The organism is Parahaemophilus parainfluenzae, from assembly GCF_001055095.1.
In the GTDB taxonomy this organism is placed as follows: domain Bacteria; phylum Pseudomonadota; class Gammaproteobacteria; order Enterobacterales; family Pasteurellaceae; genus Haemophilus_D; species Haemophilus_D parainfluenzae_Z.
This window is the reverse complement of the sequence record NZ_JVHG01000007.1, coordinates 52328-68978: the sequence shown is the minus strand read 5'-3', so window position 1 is coordinate 68978 and position 16651 is coordinate 52328. Positions and strand designations below refer to the sequence as shown.

16 protein-coding genes are annotated in these 16651 nt (G+C 39.2%); 1 reads left to right on the top strand and 15 read right to left on the bottom strand.

Features of this window, described 5'->3' with window-relative positions; genetic code table 11:
• Positions 1–32 precede the first annotated feature (32 nt).
• From rnhB to pyrH, 13 genes are all read right to left on the bottom strand, one after another.
• A complete protein-coding gene (gene rnhB / locus ADA56_RS01840) occupies positions 33–635 on the bottom strand; it encodes a ribonuclease HII (RefSeq protein ID WP_049368927.1) in 603 nt (200 codons plus the stop codon).
• Positions 628–1797, bottom strand: coding sequence for a lipid-A-disaccharide synthase (gene lpxB / locus ADA56_RS01835; protein ID WP_049368926.1), 1170 nt, complete (start codon positions 1795–1797; stop codon positions 628–630). The genes rnhB and lpxB overlap by 8 nt, the downstream gene beginning before the upstream one ends.
• Before the next feature lie 95 nt (positions 1798–1892).
• The gene (gene lpxA, locus ADA56_RS01830) at positions 1893–2681 is read right to left on the bottom strand and encodes an acyl-ACP--UDP-N-acetylglucosamine O-acyltransferase (protein WP_049368925.1); all 789 of its coding nucleotides are present in this window, start codon (positions 2679–2681) and stop codon (positions 1893–1895) included.
• 23 nt (positions 2682–2704) lie between these two features.
• Positions 2705–3154 carry a 3-hydroxyacyl-ACP dehydratase FabZ gene (fabZ, locus tag ADA56_RS01825; protein WP_080972317.1) on the bottom strand — a complete coding sequence of 150 codons (450 nt, stop codon included), beginning with the start codon at positions 3152–3154 and terminating at the stop codon, positions 2705–2707.
• Between the two features lie 95 nt (positions 3155–3249).
• Positions 3250–4275, bottom strand: a complete 1026-nt coding sequence (lpxD, locus tag ADA56_RS01820; RefSeq protein ID WP_049368924.1) for a UDP-3-O-(3-hydroxymyristoyl)glucosamine N-acyltransferase — start codon at positions 4273–4275, stop codon at positions 3250–3252.
• A gap of 12 nt (positions 4276–4287) precedes the next feature.
• Positions 4288–4896: an OmpH family outer membrane protein gene (locus ADA56_RS01815; RefSeq protein ID WP_049368923.1), complete on the bottom strand. Its 609-nt coding sequence runs from the start codon at positions 4894–4896 to the stop codon at positions 4288–4290.
• A 103-nt stretch (positions 4897–4999) separates the two neighbouring features.
• Positions 5000–7378, bottom strand: a complete 2379-nt coding sequence (bamA, locus tag ADA56_RS01810) for an outer membrane protein assembly factor BamA (RefSeq protein WP_049368922.1) — start codon at positions 7376–7378, stop codon at positions 5000–5002.
• A 26-nt stretch (positions 7379–7404) separates the two neighbouring features.
• Positions 7405–8736: a sigma E protease regulator RseP gene (gene rseP, locus ADA56_RS01805; protein ID WP_049368921.1), complete on the bottom strand. Its 1332-nt coding sequence runs from the start codon at positions 8734–8736 to the stop codon at positions 7405–7407.
• An 8-nt stretch (positions 8737–8744) separates the two neighbouring features.
• Positions 8745–9611: a phosphatidate cytidylyltransferase gene (locus tag ADA56_RS01800; protein ID WP_005696781.1), complete on the bottom strand. Its 867-nt coding sequence runs from the start codon at positions 9609–9611 to the stop codon at positions 8745–8747.
• An 11-nt stretch (positions 9612–9622) separates the two neighbouring features.
• Positions 9623–10342: a polyprenyl diphosphate synthase gene (uppS, locus tag ADA56_RS01795; protein WP_049368920.1), complete on the bottom strand. Its 720-nt coding sequence runs from the start codon at positions 10340–10342 to the stop codon at positions 9623–9625.
• A gap of 40 nt (positions 10343–10382) precedes the next feature.
• Positions 10383–11582 carry a 1-deoxy-D-xylulose-5-phosphate reductoisomerase gene (gene ispC / locus ADA56_RS01790; RefSeq protein WP_049368919.1) on the bottom strand — a complete coding sequence of 400 codons (1200 nt, stop codon included), beginning with the start codon at positions 11580–11582 and terminating at the stop codon, positions 10383–10385.
• A gap of 89 nt (positions 11583–11671) precedes the next feature.
• Positions 11672–12229 (bottom strand): ribosome recycling factor, encoded by a 558-nt coding sequence (gene frr / locus ADA56_RS01785; RefSeq protein ID WP_005696784.1) that lies wholly within the window; start codon positions 12227–12229, stop codon positions 11672–11674.
• Between the two features lie 124 nt (positions 12230–12353).
• Positions 12354–13067, bottom strand: coding sequence for a UMP kinase (pyrH, locus tag ADA56_RS01780; RefSeq protein ID WP_005698626.1), 714 nt, complete (start codon positions 13065–13067; stop codon positions 12354–12356).
• A gap of 125 nt (positions 13068–13192) precedes the next feature.
• Here pyrH and ADA56_RS01775 point away from each other — a divergent pair, with 125 nt between their 5' ends.
• Complete coding sequence (locus tag ADA56_RS01775; protein WP_049368918.1) at positions 13193–14752, top strand: phosphoethanolamine transferase; 1560 nt, start codon at positions 13193–13195, stop codon at positions 14750–14752.
• Positions 14753–14826: 74 nt separating this feature from the next.
• On the opposite strand, the gene tsf is transcribed toward ADA56_RS01775, so the two are convergent.
• Positions 14827–15678, bottom strand: a complete 852-nt coding sequence (gene tsf / locus ADA56_RS01770) for a translation elongation factor Ts (RefSeq protein ID WP_049368917.1) — start codon at positions 15676–15678, stop codon at positions 14827–14829.
• Between the two features lie 133 nt (positions 15679–15811).
• Positions 15812–16534, bottom strand: coding sequence for a 30S ribosomal protein S2 (gene rpsB / locus ADA56_RS01765; protein WP_005698638.1), 723 nt, complete (start codon positions 16532–16534; stop codon positions 15812–15814).
• Positions 16535–16651 lie beyond the last annotated feature (117 nt).

Here is a 16651-nt window from a genome sequence, read left to right as displayed (position 1 = left end):
TATATCCTTCAATCTTAAAACCTTCAAGCTCGCTAGTCTTCTATGCCTAGCGCTTTCTTCACAGGTGAAAAACTTCGACGATACTCTGGTAAAGGGCCCAGTTCCGCTAATTTTTCCAAGTGTAATTTGGTTGGATAGCCTTTATGTTGAGCAAAAGCATATTCAGGATACTTTTTATCTAATTCTTCCATTTCCTGATCGCGTGCGACTTTTGCCAAAATAGAGGCGGCACTAATTTCCGCCACAAGTGAATCCCCTTTCACTACCGCTTGAGCTGGTAAACCAAGGTTAGGCGGAATACGATTGCCATCCACCAATACAAAGTGCGGTTGAATTTCTAAGGCTTTTACGGCTCGCTCCATGGCTAACATAGAGGCATGAAGAATATTCAATTCATCAATCTCAGCTGGCTCTGCTCGACCCATTGCCCAAGCTAAGGCTTTCTCTTTAATTTCTGCCGCGAGTGCAAGACGTCTTTTCTCGCTGAGCTTTTTAGAGTCTGCTAAACCAGCAATCGGGTTATTCGGATCTAAGATCACTGCAGCCGTGACAACTGCACCAACTAAAGGGCCTCGGCCTACTTCATCCACCCCAGCAAATAGTTGATAACCTTCAGGATAAACAAAATCAGTCATGGTTTTGCTCCAATAAATCAATCACAGCTTGTGCGGCTTGACTGTCCGCATCACATTGAATTAATTTATGTAATTCAGTAAAACGTTGAATTAAAACACTGCGAGATTTGACCGCACTTTCATCATCGCCCAAATATTGAGAAAGTTGTTCTGCTAATTTTTTCGGTTCGCAATCTTCTTGAATCATTTCTGGTACAAGCATTTCATCCGCTAATAAATTAGGTAATGAAATATATTTTGTTTTGACTAATCGTTTTGCCAAGAAATACGTGAACGGTTTCATTCGATAGCCCACCACCATTGGTGATTTACATAGCATCGCTTCAAGTGCAGCAGTACCTGAAGCAAGTAAAGTTGCCTCAGCAGCGATCATCACTTGGCGTGCTTTACCATCAATGAGATGCATATCAAGATCAGGTGCAATCTGAGCCTTTATTTCCTCAAATTGCTGGCGACGTTTTTCATTCACTAAAGGGACTAAAAACTGCAGGTCTGGATATTTTTCTTTTAATAACAAAGCGGTTTTTAGAAATGGCTCTGTCAGAAACCCAACTTCGCTCCCCCGACTCCCCACTAAAATGGCAAGATAACGTCCTTTTTCATCAATACCTAAGATCTGGCAAGCTTCCGTTCTATTTGGTTTTAATGGAATCGCATCTGCCATGGTATGACCAATAAAACGGCAAGGCACATTAAAACGATCATAAAAGGCTTTTTCAAAAGGAAGAAAGGCTAATACTTGATGGGTCGCTTTGGCAATTTTATAAATACGATTTTGACGCCAAGCCCATACAGATGGACTCACGTAATGAATGGTCTTAATCCCTTTTTCTTTTAATTTCAGTTCAACGGTGAGATTAAAATCCGGTGCATCAATACCGATAAATACATCAGGTTTAATATCAGAGAGTTGGTCGATGATACTGCGACGAATTTTTAGCAATCGCGGCAAATGTTTGAGAACTTCTACTAGCCCCATGACAGAGAGCTCTTCCATATCAAAAAAACTTTCAAAGCCTTGAGCAATCATTCGCTCACCACCAATTCCGACAAATTTAGCTTGCGGATAGTGACGTTTTAGCGCTTGAATGAGACCGGCACCAAGAATATCGCCAGAGACCTCGCCAGCAATAATCGCAATAGTCGGATTTTCTTTAATCATTAAATTTATCCTAAAAAACGACCGCACTTTGAACAAATCATAGTGCGGTCTCTTTATTATTCATCATTTTCTCTTAATGAGAAAAGAAACGTTAATTAACGAATAATGCCACGAGTAGAACGTTTGAAGAACTCCACAAAGAAACTAATTGCCGATTCAGTTTGTGCAATTTGTTCAATTTCTGGCAAGACTTCTTCAAGGGTTTTACCACTGCGGTAAATCATTTTATAAACGTTACGAATCGCGTGCATGGTTGGTTTATCAAAACCACGACGTTTTAATCCTTCCAGGTTAACGCCGAAAGGTTGAGCATGGTTACCCTGAGCCATCACATAAGGCGGCACATCTTGGCTAACCATTGAACCACCACCTAGCATAACGTGTGCTCCGACGATCACAAATTGGTGAATCGCAGACATACCACCAACAATCACAAAATCATCCAATTCAACATGACCTGCAAGTGTTGCGTTATTTGCTAAGATACAGTTATTCTTGATTTGGCAGTCATGAGCAACATGTACGTTTACCATGAGTAAATTGTTATTACCAATACGTGTTACACCACCACCTTGGATAGTGCCGCGATGAATCGTCACATGCTCGCGAATACGGTTTCCATTACCAATAATGGTTTTTGTTGCTTCGCCCTTATATTTTAAATCTTGGTTCACTTCACCAATGCTGGCAAATTGATAAATCTGGTTATCTTCACCAATCACGGTATCGCCTTTCACGACAATGTGAGAATTTAAAACTGTACGTGCTTTAATCTCAACGCTCCCTTCAATAATACAGAAAGGACCGATAACAACATCTTCGCCAATAACTGCGCCATCAGCAACAATCGCGGTCGGGTGAATTTTTGCACTTGGGTGGATCATACTTACCCCTTAATTTTCTTTAATTATCGACGAGCACACATTAATTTGGCTTCACAAGCTACTTCACCGTTTACGGTTGCAATACCCGTGAATGCTGTAATACCACGACGTTCTTTTATCACTTGAACTTTCAATTCCATTTGATCTCCAGGTAATACTGGGCGTTTGAAGCGCGCTTCATCAATACCTGCGAAATAGAATAATTCGCCACCTTTTAATTCATGGGTTTTAAATGCAAGTAATCCCATTGCTTGTGCCAAAGCTTCAAGAATTAACACACCTGGTAAAATCGGTTCACTTGGGAAATGACCAGTAAAGCAAGGTTCGTTTACACTGATATTTTTAATTGCTTTTAACCACTCACCTTCTTTGTAATCCAACACGCGATCCACTAATAAAAATGGATAACGATGTGGCAATAAGGTCATAATTTCTTTTGCTTCAATCACTTTACTTACTTGATTCTCTGACACGACTAATACCTTTAAAATAAATAATAATAAAACATTGAGATTATACGATATTTCTGTATAAAAATAAAACGCACCCTAAGGTACGTTTTAAAATCTTAGCCAAGTTTTTTCTCAAGGGCTTTCAATCGTTTATTCATACCATCAATTCCCAAGGTAAGTGCGGCTGTTTTTCGCCACTCTTTATTGGTTTGTAGTGGAATGCCCGATGAGTATACGCCAGGCTCAGTAATTGGGCGCATCACCATACCCATGCCTGTCACGGTTACTTTATCGCAGATCTCCATGTGACCATTAATCACACTTGCTCCGCCAATTAAGCAATAACGACCTACTTTTAAGCTACCCGCCATAATCACACCACCAGCCACTGCTGTGCCTGTGCCAATATGAACGTTATGGGCAATTTGGCAAAGATTATCAATAATAACGTTATCTTCAATGACTGTCGCATCTAAGGCACCACGGTCAATACAAGTACAAGCACCGATTTCGACATTATTACCAATAATCACTTGCCCAACTTGTGGGATTTTCACCCAACGGCCACGATCATTCGCATAGCCAAAGCCATCACTACCAATGACTGCACCTGATTGAATTAAGCAATTTTGCCCAATTTCTACTTCATGATAAACGCTTACGTTTGCCCAAAGCTGTGTACCCGCGCCAATTTTTGTGAATTTACCAACAAAACAACCCGCGCCAATAATCACGTTATCGCCTAATAGAACACCTTCTTCAATAACGGCATTTGCACCAATTGATACATTTTCACCAATTGAAGCTTTTTCAGAAATAACCGCACTTGGGTGGATATTTTGAGCAGCTTTCGGCGTGGTATCCATATATTGAGCTAATACAGCGTAAGCAACATAAGGATCTTTGACGATAAGTAAATTACTTTCAGGTGAGCAAAACTCCACATCCGCTTCTGACACGACAAGAATACCTGCTTTAGATTCCGCTAATAAAGGACGGAATTTTGCATTAGAAATGAAGGTAAGCTGGTTAGGTTCTGCTTTTGACAGTGCGGCGATATTATTAACGACAACGTCGGCGTTACCACGAAGGGTACCGCCGACTTTTGCTGCTAATTCCTGTAAAGAATAGGATTTTTGCATTATGAGAACCTATTATTTTTTCTCTTCAGTTTTTGCTGGAGCTGCTTTTTCAGTTGCAGGAATAGATTTTAATACATCTTCAGTAATGTCTTTACCATCTACCGCAAATACTACAGAGTTAGCATCTAAAACATAAGTATAACCTTTTGCTTTTGCTAAGTTATTCGTTGCAACTTGAATGCTTTCTAATAATTTACCACGCTCTTCAGTTTGACGTTTTTCGTTTAACTCTTGGAACTCTGCCACTTTTTTATCTTGCTCTTCCATTAATTTATTTAATGCAGCTTCTTCATCTGAACCAAATTTAGTAATTTCTTCTTGGCGCTTTTGAATTTCAGCTTGACGTAAACGAGGTGCATCTTTTTGTAAAGCAGCCACTTTTGCTTCTACTTTTTTACGAGATGCTACGATTTTGTCATCAATTTCTTTCTTACTTGCAGCAAGTTTATCCGCCATTGGTTTGAATTCTGCATCTAACTTATCTGCTACAGCTTGACGATCCGGGTGGTTTTGGAATAAGTAACCCGCATTGATGAATGCGATATTTTCATCTGCAGCAGCAAAACCTGATGCAAGTGCAAGACCTAAAGAAAGTGCGGTAACTTTTACTACGTTTTTCATATTTGAATTTCCTTAAATTAGTTGAGTAAATATTTCTGTGTCAGCTAACTCACTGACACAGAACGAAGATTTTGACTTAAATAGAACGTAAAAGTTCAATTTATTAGAAAGAACCACCAATACTAAATTGGAATTGTTCTACATCATCATTTTCATATTTTTTGATTGGTTTCGCGTAAGAGAATACCAATGGTCCGATTGGTGATTGCCATTGGAAAGCTACACCAGTCGATGCACGGATTCGACCTGCTTTGCTGTAATCAGGTAATGTTGCATAAACAGGAGATGATTTTAAGCCTTCTTTATCTGATTTCCATTTTGTATTCCAAACACTCGCAGCATCAACGAAAAGTGAGGTTCTTACGCTATTTTGGCTTTTATCTCCAACAAATGGGGTTGGAACAATAAGTTCCACGCTTGCTGTAGCCATCGCGTTACCACCAACGACATCAGTACTTTGATACCATTGGCCATATTTGTCTTGATAAATCGCATTAGGACCTACTGCACCATAAGCAAAACCACGTAATGAACCGATACCACCCGCCGTATAAAGTTGATAGAACGGTACACGTTTACCACCTAAGCCATTTGCATAAGAAGCAGTTGCTTTTCCAGATAATACCCAGCGATGATCACGATCTAATGGGTAGAAACCTTGAAGATCAGCACTTAATTTATAATATTTATTATCAGATCCTGGAATGGTGACACGGCCACCTAAACTTGCTTTCACACCTTTAGTTGGGAAATAGCCACGGTTTAGGCTGTTGTAGTTCCAACCAAATGAGAAATCAAAATCATTAGTTTTGATTGAGTTTCCAGTTAAATTCATTGACTTCATGTATAAATCACGGTTGTATTCATACGCGAAGTTGCTGACTTTATTATAAGTATAACCTAATCCCACATAATATGAGTTGTTCTCATTAACAGGGAATCCTAATGTAACATTACCACCGTAAGTGGTACGTTTATAGGTTGATGAAGTATCACTTTTCGAGTTATCGTAAGTTTCATAGAATACGTTTCCACCTAAACTTACCCCATCTTTAGTAAAGTATGGTTCTGTATAACCTAAGTTTACACTTGTACCGTAGTCATTACGTGTACCGGCTAAACTTACCGCAGCGCCCGTTCCCAAGAAGTTATCTTGTTTCACACTTGCTTGATAGCTGATACCACTCTCTGTACCATAACCGATACCAAAGTTAATACTACCGGTATTACGTTCTCTTACTTTATATACAACATCTACCTCATCATTAGAACCTTGAATTGGTTCAACACGATTTTCTACGCTCTCAAAGAAACCTGTTCTATCTAAACGTACTTTACCTAACTCAACTAATTGTGAATTATACCAAGTCCCTTCTTGCTGACGCATTTCTTGACGCAATGTGCTATCTGCTGAAACCGTATTACCTTCAAAGCGAACTTGACGTACAGATAAACGGCGTCCTGCATCAACCACAAAGGTTAATGCTAATGTTTTATTTGCATCATCAAAAGTTGGTACAGTATTCACTGTTGCACTACCATAACCACGTTCACCTAATTTATCTTTAATTAAGCTTTCTACATTTTGCACATCCGCACGACTGAATGTATCGTTTAAGTGAAGTTCACCTAATAATGGTTGTAATTCATCAGCCATACCACCTAAGTTACCGACAATACGAGCAGAACTTAAATTGTATTTTTCACCTTCACTTACATCAATGGTCACATCTGCTTTTGTATGTTCTTCATTTAACTGAACATCTGTTTTTGTCACTCTGGCTTTGGCATAACCATTATTTTGGTAGTAGTCTTGGATAGCTTGAATATCTTTATCAAACTGAGAACCATCAAACTTATTACCCCAAAGTTTCCACCAAGCATCTGGTTGAAGCTCCATTTGTTCTTGTAACTTACTGCTCGAAATCGCTTCATTTCCATTAAAAGTCACTGAACGAAGTTTTGCCGTATCATCTTCATCAATTTGAAGCGTAATTTCTGCGCGGTTATTTGGTAAAGTTGTCACGATCGGATCAACTTTCGCATTATAACGACCAACACTCTTATAATGTTCTCTTAAGGTTTTCGCAAACTCTTCTAATTTCGCACGATTTAAGACATCACCACTCTTGAAACCATTTGCATCAAGGTTTTGTTTTAATGCTTCTGTTGGAATAACTGAATTACCTTTAATATTCACTTCAGAAATGATTGGTTTCGCAATAACGCTCACAACTAATGCGTCGCCATCTTGGAAAGCTTTAACATCATCAAACTGTCCACTTACGAATAATGAACGTACAATATTGGCTACATCTTTATCCGTTACACGCTGACCACTACGAACAGGAAGGCTCGCTAGAATTTGCTGTTCTAAGTCTCCTTGAGCACCGTCAACACGAATGTCTTTTGCTACAAATGGTGCCGCAAATACACTCGTTGTAGTACCGAATAATAAACTTGCGATTAGAAGTTTTTTCATCGACTTTATCCTATAAAAAACAATAGTTATAAACGTAAGAAATCATTAAAAAGCACAAAAATTGTTTGAATTAACAAGATTGTAAGCCCTATACGATAACTTAAATTTTGTACCCGTTCTGAAACAGGTTTTCCTTTGATAGCTTCCGCTGCCAAAAATACGAGATGTCCACCATCTAAAACTGGCAACGGAAATAAATTCATTATGCCTAAATTGACACTAATTAACGCAAGAAAACTTAAGAAATAAATCACGCCTGCATTAGAAGATGCGCCTGCACCTTGGGCAATTGAAATTGGCCCCGCCAAACTGGAAAATGAAAGCTCTCCACTAAACAATTTCCCGATTGCCTTCACAATAAACCAAGAAATTTGGCCTGTCTTTTCCACACCTTTTTGTAGGGCATCAAGAATACCATATTTTAATTCAGTTCGATACTGTTCGCCAACTTTTAAGAACGTCGGACTTAACCCAACAAACCATTTACCATCTCGATTCTTCTCAGGTTGCAAGGTTTTGTCAAAAATTTCTTGGTTACGTTCGACCTTAATTGTAAAAGGCTGACCTTGTTGTACCTGTGCAACAAAAGCTTTCCAGTCAAGTGCAGTCGCATTTTCTGCTAAAATTTTATCGCCAATCAATAAGCCCGCTTTTTCTGCTGGAGAGTTTTCCACCACTTTTGATAATGTCATCTCCACTTTACTTGAAACGGGATTGATCCCTAATGTTTCAAATGCTGTTTCTTTATCCGGTTCAAATGTCCAATTTTGCAGATTAATGGTTCGTTGATAAGGTTGATCTTCGCCAAAAGGCATTAATGTGAGTTCAACCGAATCAGAACCTAACTTATCCGTGAGCAATAAATTAATGGTTTCCCAATCGGGTGTATTCTTCCCATCAATTGCCAAAATCTGGCTATTCGGTTCAATTTGAGCCATCGCAGCTGGAGAATTTGGCGTGACGTTTTCAATGACCGGTTTAACACTCGGAATCCCAACAGAATAAATCACCCAATATGCCAAAATCGCAAAAATAAAATTGGCAAGCGGGCCTGCAGCAATGACAAAAGCACGTTGCGCAACAGATTTACTTTCAAATGCCTGCGATTTTAATTCTGCGGGAACTTCTTCATTTCGCCCGTCAAGCATTTTGACATAACCGCCAAGCGGAATGGCTGAAATCGCAAACTCTGTGCCTAATTTATCTGTACGTTGCCAAATTACTTTACCAAAGCCAATCGAAAAACGATGAACTTTAATACCGCACTTTCTTGCTGCCCAAAAGTGACCGTATTCATGCACTGCTACCAGTACGGCAATTGCAACAATAAATGAGCCAAGCGACCACAAAAATGACATGTTCTATCCTATAGCACAAAGAAATAGAAGTATGTGAAGAATGGTACTGCTGCCGTTAAGCTATCAATTCGATCTAAAATACCGCCATGGCCTGGAATTAATTGACTACTGTCTTTAATGCCTGATTCACGTTTAAACATACTTTCTGCTAAGTCGCCTAATACAGAAATAGCCACTGTTGCCACAGAAAGCACAACAAAACCACTCATTGCACGACTACCTAATAAGGTTTCACCTGAGAAGTGAATAAACACAAATGCCAATACCGCTGCCGTGATCATACCACCAAATACACCTTGCCATGTTTTCCCAGGTGATACTTTCGGTGCAAGTTTGTGCTTACCAAAAGCTCGTCCGGCAAAATAGGCACCTGAGTCAGCTGCCCATACTAATACAAATACATAGAGTAATAAGAATAAACCATGATGTGGATCAGCAGTATAATTATCTAAACGCAAACGTAAGACGGCGGCAACAAAAGGAATCAGCGTAGAAAACGCAAACAGGAGTTGTAAAGGAATATTTTTACCCCAAAACTTCGCTGAGCTTGGATAAGTCACCACTAACACCAATGCAAGTGCCCACCAACCGACAGAGTTTAGCAATAACAACGGTAAGTAGTTTTCAAATACTCGACCCGCATCTAAATAATTACCTTCGTTATAAAGCCAAAGGAAAATAAATGCACCTAAAAATGCCGCGATACAAAGGCGTGCTAAAGGATTTTTAAAACGAGCAAATTGAGCCCACTCCCAAATACCAAGCGTCGCCACAAAGCCTAAGGCTAGGGCAAAATAAAATGGGGTAAATAAGAACAAGGCACATAATACCAAAGCAATCAATACAATGGCTGATAATACACGTTCTTTAAGCATAAGTTCTCCGCTTATTCTGTCCCGCCAAAACGGCGATGACGTTGTTGATAGCAGGCAATTGCCTGATTAAAATCTTTTTCACTAAAATCCGGCCAAAGCACATCTAAAAAACACAATTCCGCATACGCAATTTGCCAAAGCAAGAAATTACTAATGCGTTGCTCACCGCTCGTCCGAATTAACAAATCGACCGGCGGCTCATCTTGTGTGACTAAATGTTGCTGGAAAAGTGATTCATTAATATCACTCACCGAAATCTCATTATTTTTTACTTTTTCAGCTAATTGTTGAGTCGCTTGAACAATATCCCAACAACCACCGTAATTAGCCGCAATATTTAAAGTCAGTGCGGTATTATTTTCCGTTAACTTTTCTGCTTTTGCGATTTTCTCTTGCAATTTTTCACTAAAACGAGAAACATCACCGATAATCTTTAAACGAATATTATTTTTATGTAATTTTTTGACTTCTCGATCAAGTGCTTGCATAAAGAGCGTCATTAAAGCGCTCACTTCTTGCTCGGGACGATTCCAGTTTTCGCTGCTAAACGCATATAACGTCAAAAACTTAACACCGGTTTGTCGTGCATAACTCACTGCACGGCGTACGGCTGCCACCCCATTTGTATGGCCAAAAATACGCAGCTTATTTTGTTGTTTTGCCCAGCGCCCATTACCATCCATTATGATGGCAACGTGTTCGGGAATATTATCGTTATCAAGTTCTTTCATTCTAAAATATTCGGATTTTATGACCGCACTTTGGTGTATTCTACATTAACTTTTTAATCAGTGAAGCGGCTAATTCACGTGCTTGCCTATCTACGGCTAATACATCATCAATGCTTGAAATGATAGAAGATGGCATTTGCTCAACCGCTGCCTGGTTAATTTTTGCAATATCCGTAAATTTAATATAGCCATCTAAAAAGGCTTGTACTGCAATTTCATTTGCCGCATTCATTGCGGTTGTCGCATACTGTCCTTCAGCAAAAGCATCGATCGCTAATTTTAAATTTGGATAACGATTAAAATCAGGTTCGATAAACGTCAATTCTTTGATTTTAAAGAAATCTAATGGTTCCACACCACTGACAGTACGATTTGGATAAGCCATGGTTTCCGCAATGGGCGTACGCATATCCGGATTGCCCATTTGAGCAATGACCGAACCATCTACATAACGCACCATTGAATGAATAATAGATTGAGGATGGATAATCACTTCCATTTCATCTGCTGATGCATTAAATAACCAGCGTGCCTCAATGTACTCTAAACCTTTATTCATCATTGTGGCAGAATCCACAGAGATTTTTTTACCCATTGACCAGTTTGGGTGAGCAACAGCTTGTGCGGGAGTTATATGCTCAAACTCGTTTAATGGCGTATAACGGAAAGGGCCACCAGAACCAGTTAAGACAATTTTACTGACCCCCAATTCTTTCAAAGGACAAAAGCCAACCTTTTCTTGGGCTTCTGGAGGCAAAGATTGAAAAATCGCGTTATGCTCACTATCAACAGGCAATAATTTTGCTCTTGACTGTTTCACTGCATCAATAAAGATCTGGCCACAAGTCACCAACGATTCTTTATTCGCAAGCAAGACTTTCTTACTCGCTTTTACTGCTGAAAGAGTCGGTAGTAATCCAGCTGCCCCAACAATGGCTGCCATCACTTGATCTGCGTCCGGATGTGCTGCTAAATCACAAATCGCTTTTGGGCCTGCTAACACTTCCGTTTTAATGTGGTGTGAAGCTAATTTTTCTCGCAATATCTTTGCTGCATTTTCATCATCTAATGCAGCAAAGTGCGGTTGAAATTTCACGCATTGTTCAAACATTGTCTCAACATTTTTGCCCCCTACTAACGCAAAGGCATGGTATTTGTCAGGATTATGTTCGATAACAGAAAGGGTGCTATGACCAATAGAACCAGTTGATCCTAAAATAACAAGATTTTGTTTTTGCATAAAATTTCGACCGCACTTTGTGCTTTTATTTTTTTATCAGAATAGAACAAGGGCAGACACTTGGTCTGCCCCAAAACATGGTTCGACAATTAGAAATCCATTAATTCTTTTTCTTTATCTGCTAAGATCTCATCCACTTTTTTGATATAACTATCAGTCACTTTTTGAATGATTTCTTCCGCTTTATGTTGATCGTTTTCGCTGATTTCTTTGTCTTTTAATAATGCTTTGATTTTATCATTTGCATCACGACGTACATTACGAATCGCAACTTTACCTTGCTCACCTTCGCTTTTTACGATTTTGATTAAATCACGACGGCGTTCTTCAGTTAATGGAGGAAGAGGCACACGAATTGTTGTACCTGCTGAAGATGGGTTTAAACCTAAATCAGACGTTAAAATTGCTTTTTCTACTGCACTGATTAAAGAACGGTCAAATACTGTTACCGCTAAAGTACGTGCATCTTCTGCAACAACGTTAGCTAATTGACGAAGTGGGGTCGCTGCACCATAGTATTCCACTTGGATTGCGTCTAATAAGCTAGGTTGAGCACGACCTGTACGGATTTTTGCAATATGCCCACGTAAGGCTTCAAGGCTTTTTTCCATGCGAGCTTCAGCATCTTGTTTGATTTCATTAATCATTCATCTGTCCTTTTCAATAAATAAAGATAAAACACAGTGATTTTACTGGATTTTTAGGGAGTTTTGAATAAATTTATTCATAAAAAAGGCGAGATAGTCTCTCGCCATTTTATTCTTTAAAAAATTAACTAATCGTTGTGCCTTCTTCTGTACCGAGTACGACTTTGCGTAACGCACCTGGTTTGCACATATTAAATACACGAATTGGCATACCGTGGTCACGAGCGAGTGTGAACGCAGCTAAATCCATTACTTGTAATTCTTTATCAATCACTTCTGCATAAGATAATTTATGGTATAGCTTCGCATTAGGATTTTTTGCAGGGTCGCAATCATACACGCCATCAACTTTGGTCGCTTTTAACACGATATCCGCTTCAATTTCAATACCACGCAAGCATGCAGCTGAATCTGTAGTAAAGAACGGGCTACCCGTACCGGCTGAGAAAATCACTACACGTTTTTCACGCAACATTTTGATGGCTTCAGACCAGTTATAGGTATCGCAAATCCCATTTAATTGGAAAGCAGACATTAATTTTGCATTCACATCTGCACGGTGAAGCGCATCGCGCATCGCCAAACCATTCATCACGGTTGCAAGCATCCCCATATGATCGCCTACTACTCGATTCATCCCCGCTTTAGCTAATTTTGCACCACGGAATAAGTTACCACCACCGAGCACAACACCAACTTCCACGCCCATTTCAATTAATTCTTTAATCTCTAACGCCATACGATCAAGGATCGAAGGATCGATACCGAAGCCCTCATCACCTTGCAATGCTTCACCACTTAATTTCAATAAAATACGTTTGTAAATTGGTTGGCTCATTTGTCTTTTCCTTTATCGGTTACAAAAATTGGCTTATTCTAGCAAAAGAGCGAAAAAGTTAAAAATGGAAATTGGTCAGAAAAGTGCGATAAAATATCGCCGTTTTGATTTTATAGGTAAACTTTATGAAGATTTCAAAAACCTCACAAATTTTAACCGCACTTTTTTCTTTGGCTTGCGCCATTGCTGCGGGTTATTTGATTTTACGAGGTTCAGGGATGTTTCCTGAGCCATCTATTAGTCTAATTTTACTCACGGCTATTTTCATTATTTTATTAAGTAGTAGCCGAAAATCTTTCTATTTTATTTTATTACCCTTAGTTTGCTTACACGCAATTTATACGCCGACAGGCTTAAATTTTGGTGCGCCAAGCTACCAATATATTGCATCGGTTCTCGCGACAGATATGTTAGAGACCAAAGAGTTTCTCATGCAAATCCCTGTGAGCAGCTATTTAGCCGCATTAGCTATTCCAGTTTTAGTCTTTTTACATTACAAAAGTGCGGTCAAATTTGGGGTGAAATTTTATCGCAATAAAACATTCATTGCCCTCGCTACCCTGTTGATTGGCTACAACTTACCGATTGCTGCGCCATTAAAAGAAACGATAGATTCGAGTGTGGAAATTGTTAATGAATGGCAAAAATTGAAAAAAATGTCACAGGAAAGCAGCTGGGGACAATCCACATTAGAAAATTCTAAATACCAAGATTATGTGATTATTTTGGGTGAAAGTGCGCGAAAAGACTACTTGCATGCGTATGGATACCCCATCAATGACACACCATTTATGTCATCAGCAAATGGTACACTGATTGATGGCATGACATCCGCCGGAACCAACACTGTCGCCTCATTGCGATTGATGTTAACGTTACCTGATAAAGAAAAATGGGAACCAAACTATGACTTAAGCTTAGTGGATCTCATTAAGTCTGCTGGTCTGAAAACCTACTGGCTTTCTAATCAAGGTTTCTTAGGTGAATATGACACGCCAGTTGCTTCGCTTGCATCAAAATCTGATGAAACCATTTTCTTGAAAAAAGGCGGGAGCTTTAATTCGACAAACTACAGCGATTTTGATTTAATCCCTAAATTTGCCCAAGTTTTAGAAGATCCAACGCAAGGTAAACGCTTTATTGTATTACACATTTATGGCTCACATCCGCTTGCTTGCGATCGCGTTGAAGATTACCCGAAAATTTTCAATGACAATGACATTGAGAAAAAGAACGAATACTTAAATTGCTATATTACATCCATTAAGAAAACCGATGATTTCATCAAGAAAGTGTATGAAACCCTCAAAGAAAACGAGCAAAAAACGCACCGCACTTTCTCAATGATTTATTTCTCCGATCATGGTTTATGTCACCAAGAAGATGATAAACATGGTGTAACCTTATTTAATCAAAACTGTCACAGCCAATTACATCATAATATTCCGCTCTTTAAGATTTCATCTGATGATACGGCACGTAAAGAATACAAAGCCTTTAAATCTGGTTTGAATTTCTTAGAAGGTATTGCTAATTGGATAGGGATTAAAAATCCGAAACTCACATTAGAGGAAGATTTATTCTCTGAACAAGCTGACAAAGATGACTATGGACTGAAAAAACTGATTGAAGAGAAATATCGTAAAGATGCAGACCCTGCCATTGATATTCGTCCGAATAAATAGGGAAATCTCTCAAATTTAAGGCAACAAAAAAGCCGATATTCAATATCGGCTTTTTTATATCTCAATGGAGAAAATTAAGCGTTACCGCCAGTGATTTTTGCAACTTCAGCTGCGAAATCTTCTTCTTTTTTCTCGATACCTTCACCCACTTCTAAACGGATGAAGTTAGACACTGAAGTATTTACTGATTTTAAGAAGTCACCTACAGATACAGAAGGATCCATTACGAATGGTTGACCTGTTAATGAAACTTCACCAGTGAATTTCTTCATACGACCTTCAACCATTTTCTCTGCGATTTCTTTTGGTTTACCAGAGTTAACTGCGATATCAATTTGAATTTGACGCTCGTGTTCAACAACATCTGCAGGTACATCTTCTGGGTTCACGAATTCTGGTTTAGATGCCGCTACGTGCATTGCCACTTTTTTAAGTTCATCTTCTGAACCTTCACCTGCCACTAATACACCGATTTTTGCACCGTGTAAGTATTGAGCAATAACTTGACCTTCTAAGTAAGCAACACGACGGATGTTCATGTTCTCACCGATTTTAGCCACTAATGCCGCACGTTTTTCTTCAAATTGTGCTTGTAATGCTTCGATAGTAGTGCCTTTGTGTGCTGCTGCGAAATCAGCTACTTCGTTTGCTAAACCTAAGAAGCCAGCATCTTTTGCTACGAAGTCAGTTTCACAGTTCATTTCAACTAATACACCGAAACCATTTTCTACACGAGCAAGGATAACACCTTCAGCGGCAACACGGCCTGCTTTTTTAGCTGCTTTAGCTTGACCAGATTTACGCATGTTGTCGATTGCTAACTCGATATCACCGTTTGCTTCAACTAATGCTTTTTTACATTCCATCATACCGGCACCGGTACGTTCACGAAGTTCTTTTACTAATGATGCTGTGATTTCAGCCATTTTAAAAATCCTCTGTCGAAAATGCGATTTATTTTGACCGCACTTTTAGATAAAAATATAGGGGCTAAATTTTAGCCCCTATGCCAATTAATCGTTTGATTATTAAGGGCTTCGCCTTATTGCAAAACTTAAATTATTCTGCGTCAGCTGCTAATTCTTCAGCAACTTGAGCTTCGTTACCACGACCTTCTTTAACCGCTGCTGCAGCTGCAGAAACGTAAAGTTGGATAGCACGAGTCGCATCATCGTTACCTGGGATAACGAAATCTACGCCAGCTGGAGTTGAGTTAGTATCAACGATAGCAAATACAGGAATACCTAGGTTGTTTGCTTCTTTAACAGCGATATGTTCGTGGTCTGCACCGATAACGAATAACGCATCTGGTAAGCCGCCCATATCTTTGATACCACCAAGACTTAATTCAAGTTTTTCCATCTCACGGGTACGCATTAACGCTTCTTTTTTGGTTAATTTGTCAAAAGTACCGTCTTGAGATTGAGTTTCTAAATCTTTTAAACGTTTAATTGATTGACGAACGGTTTTCCAGTTAGTCAACATACCACCTAACCAACGGTGGTTTACGTAATATTGTTGACAGTCTAATGCTGCAGCTTGTACTGCTTCTTGAGCCGCGCGTTTAGTACCAACGAATAATACTTTACCGTTGTTGCTAGCAATGCGAGTTAATTCCGCTAAAGCTTCGTTGAATAAAGGTAAAGTTTTTTCTAAGTTGATGATGTGAACACCATTACGAGCACCAAAAATGAAAGGTTTCATTTGTGGGTTCCAGTAACGAGTTTGGTGTCCAAAGTGTACGCCCGCGTTGATCATGTCGCGCATTGAAACTTGTGCCATAATATTTTCCTTTTGTTGGGGTTGAGCCTCCACATATCAGCTAATCGACCGTTTGGCACCCCGATTAAGCCTTAATGATATGTGTGTGTTGTTAATAATTAAAAACGCTGCTTTTGA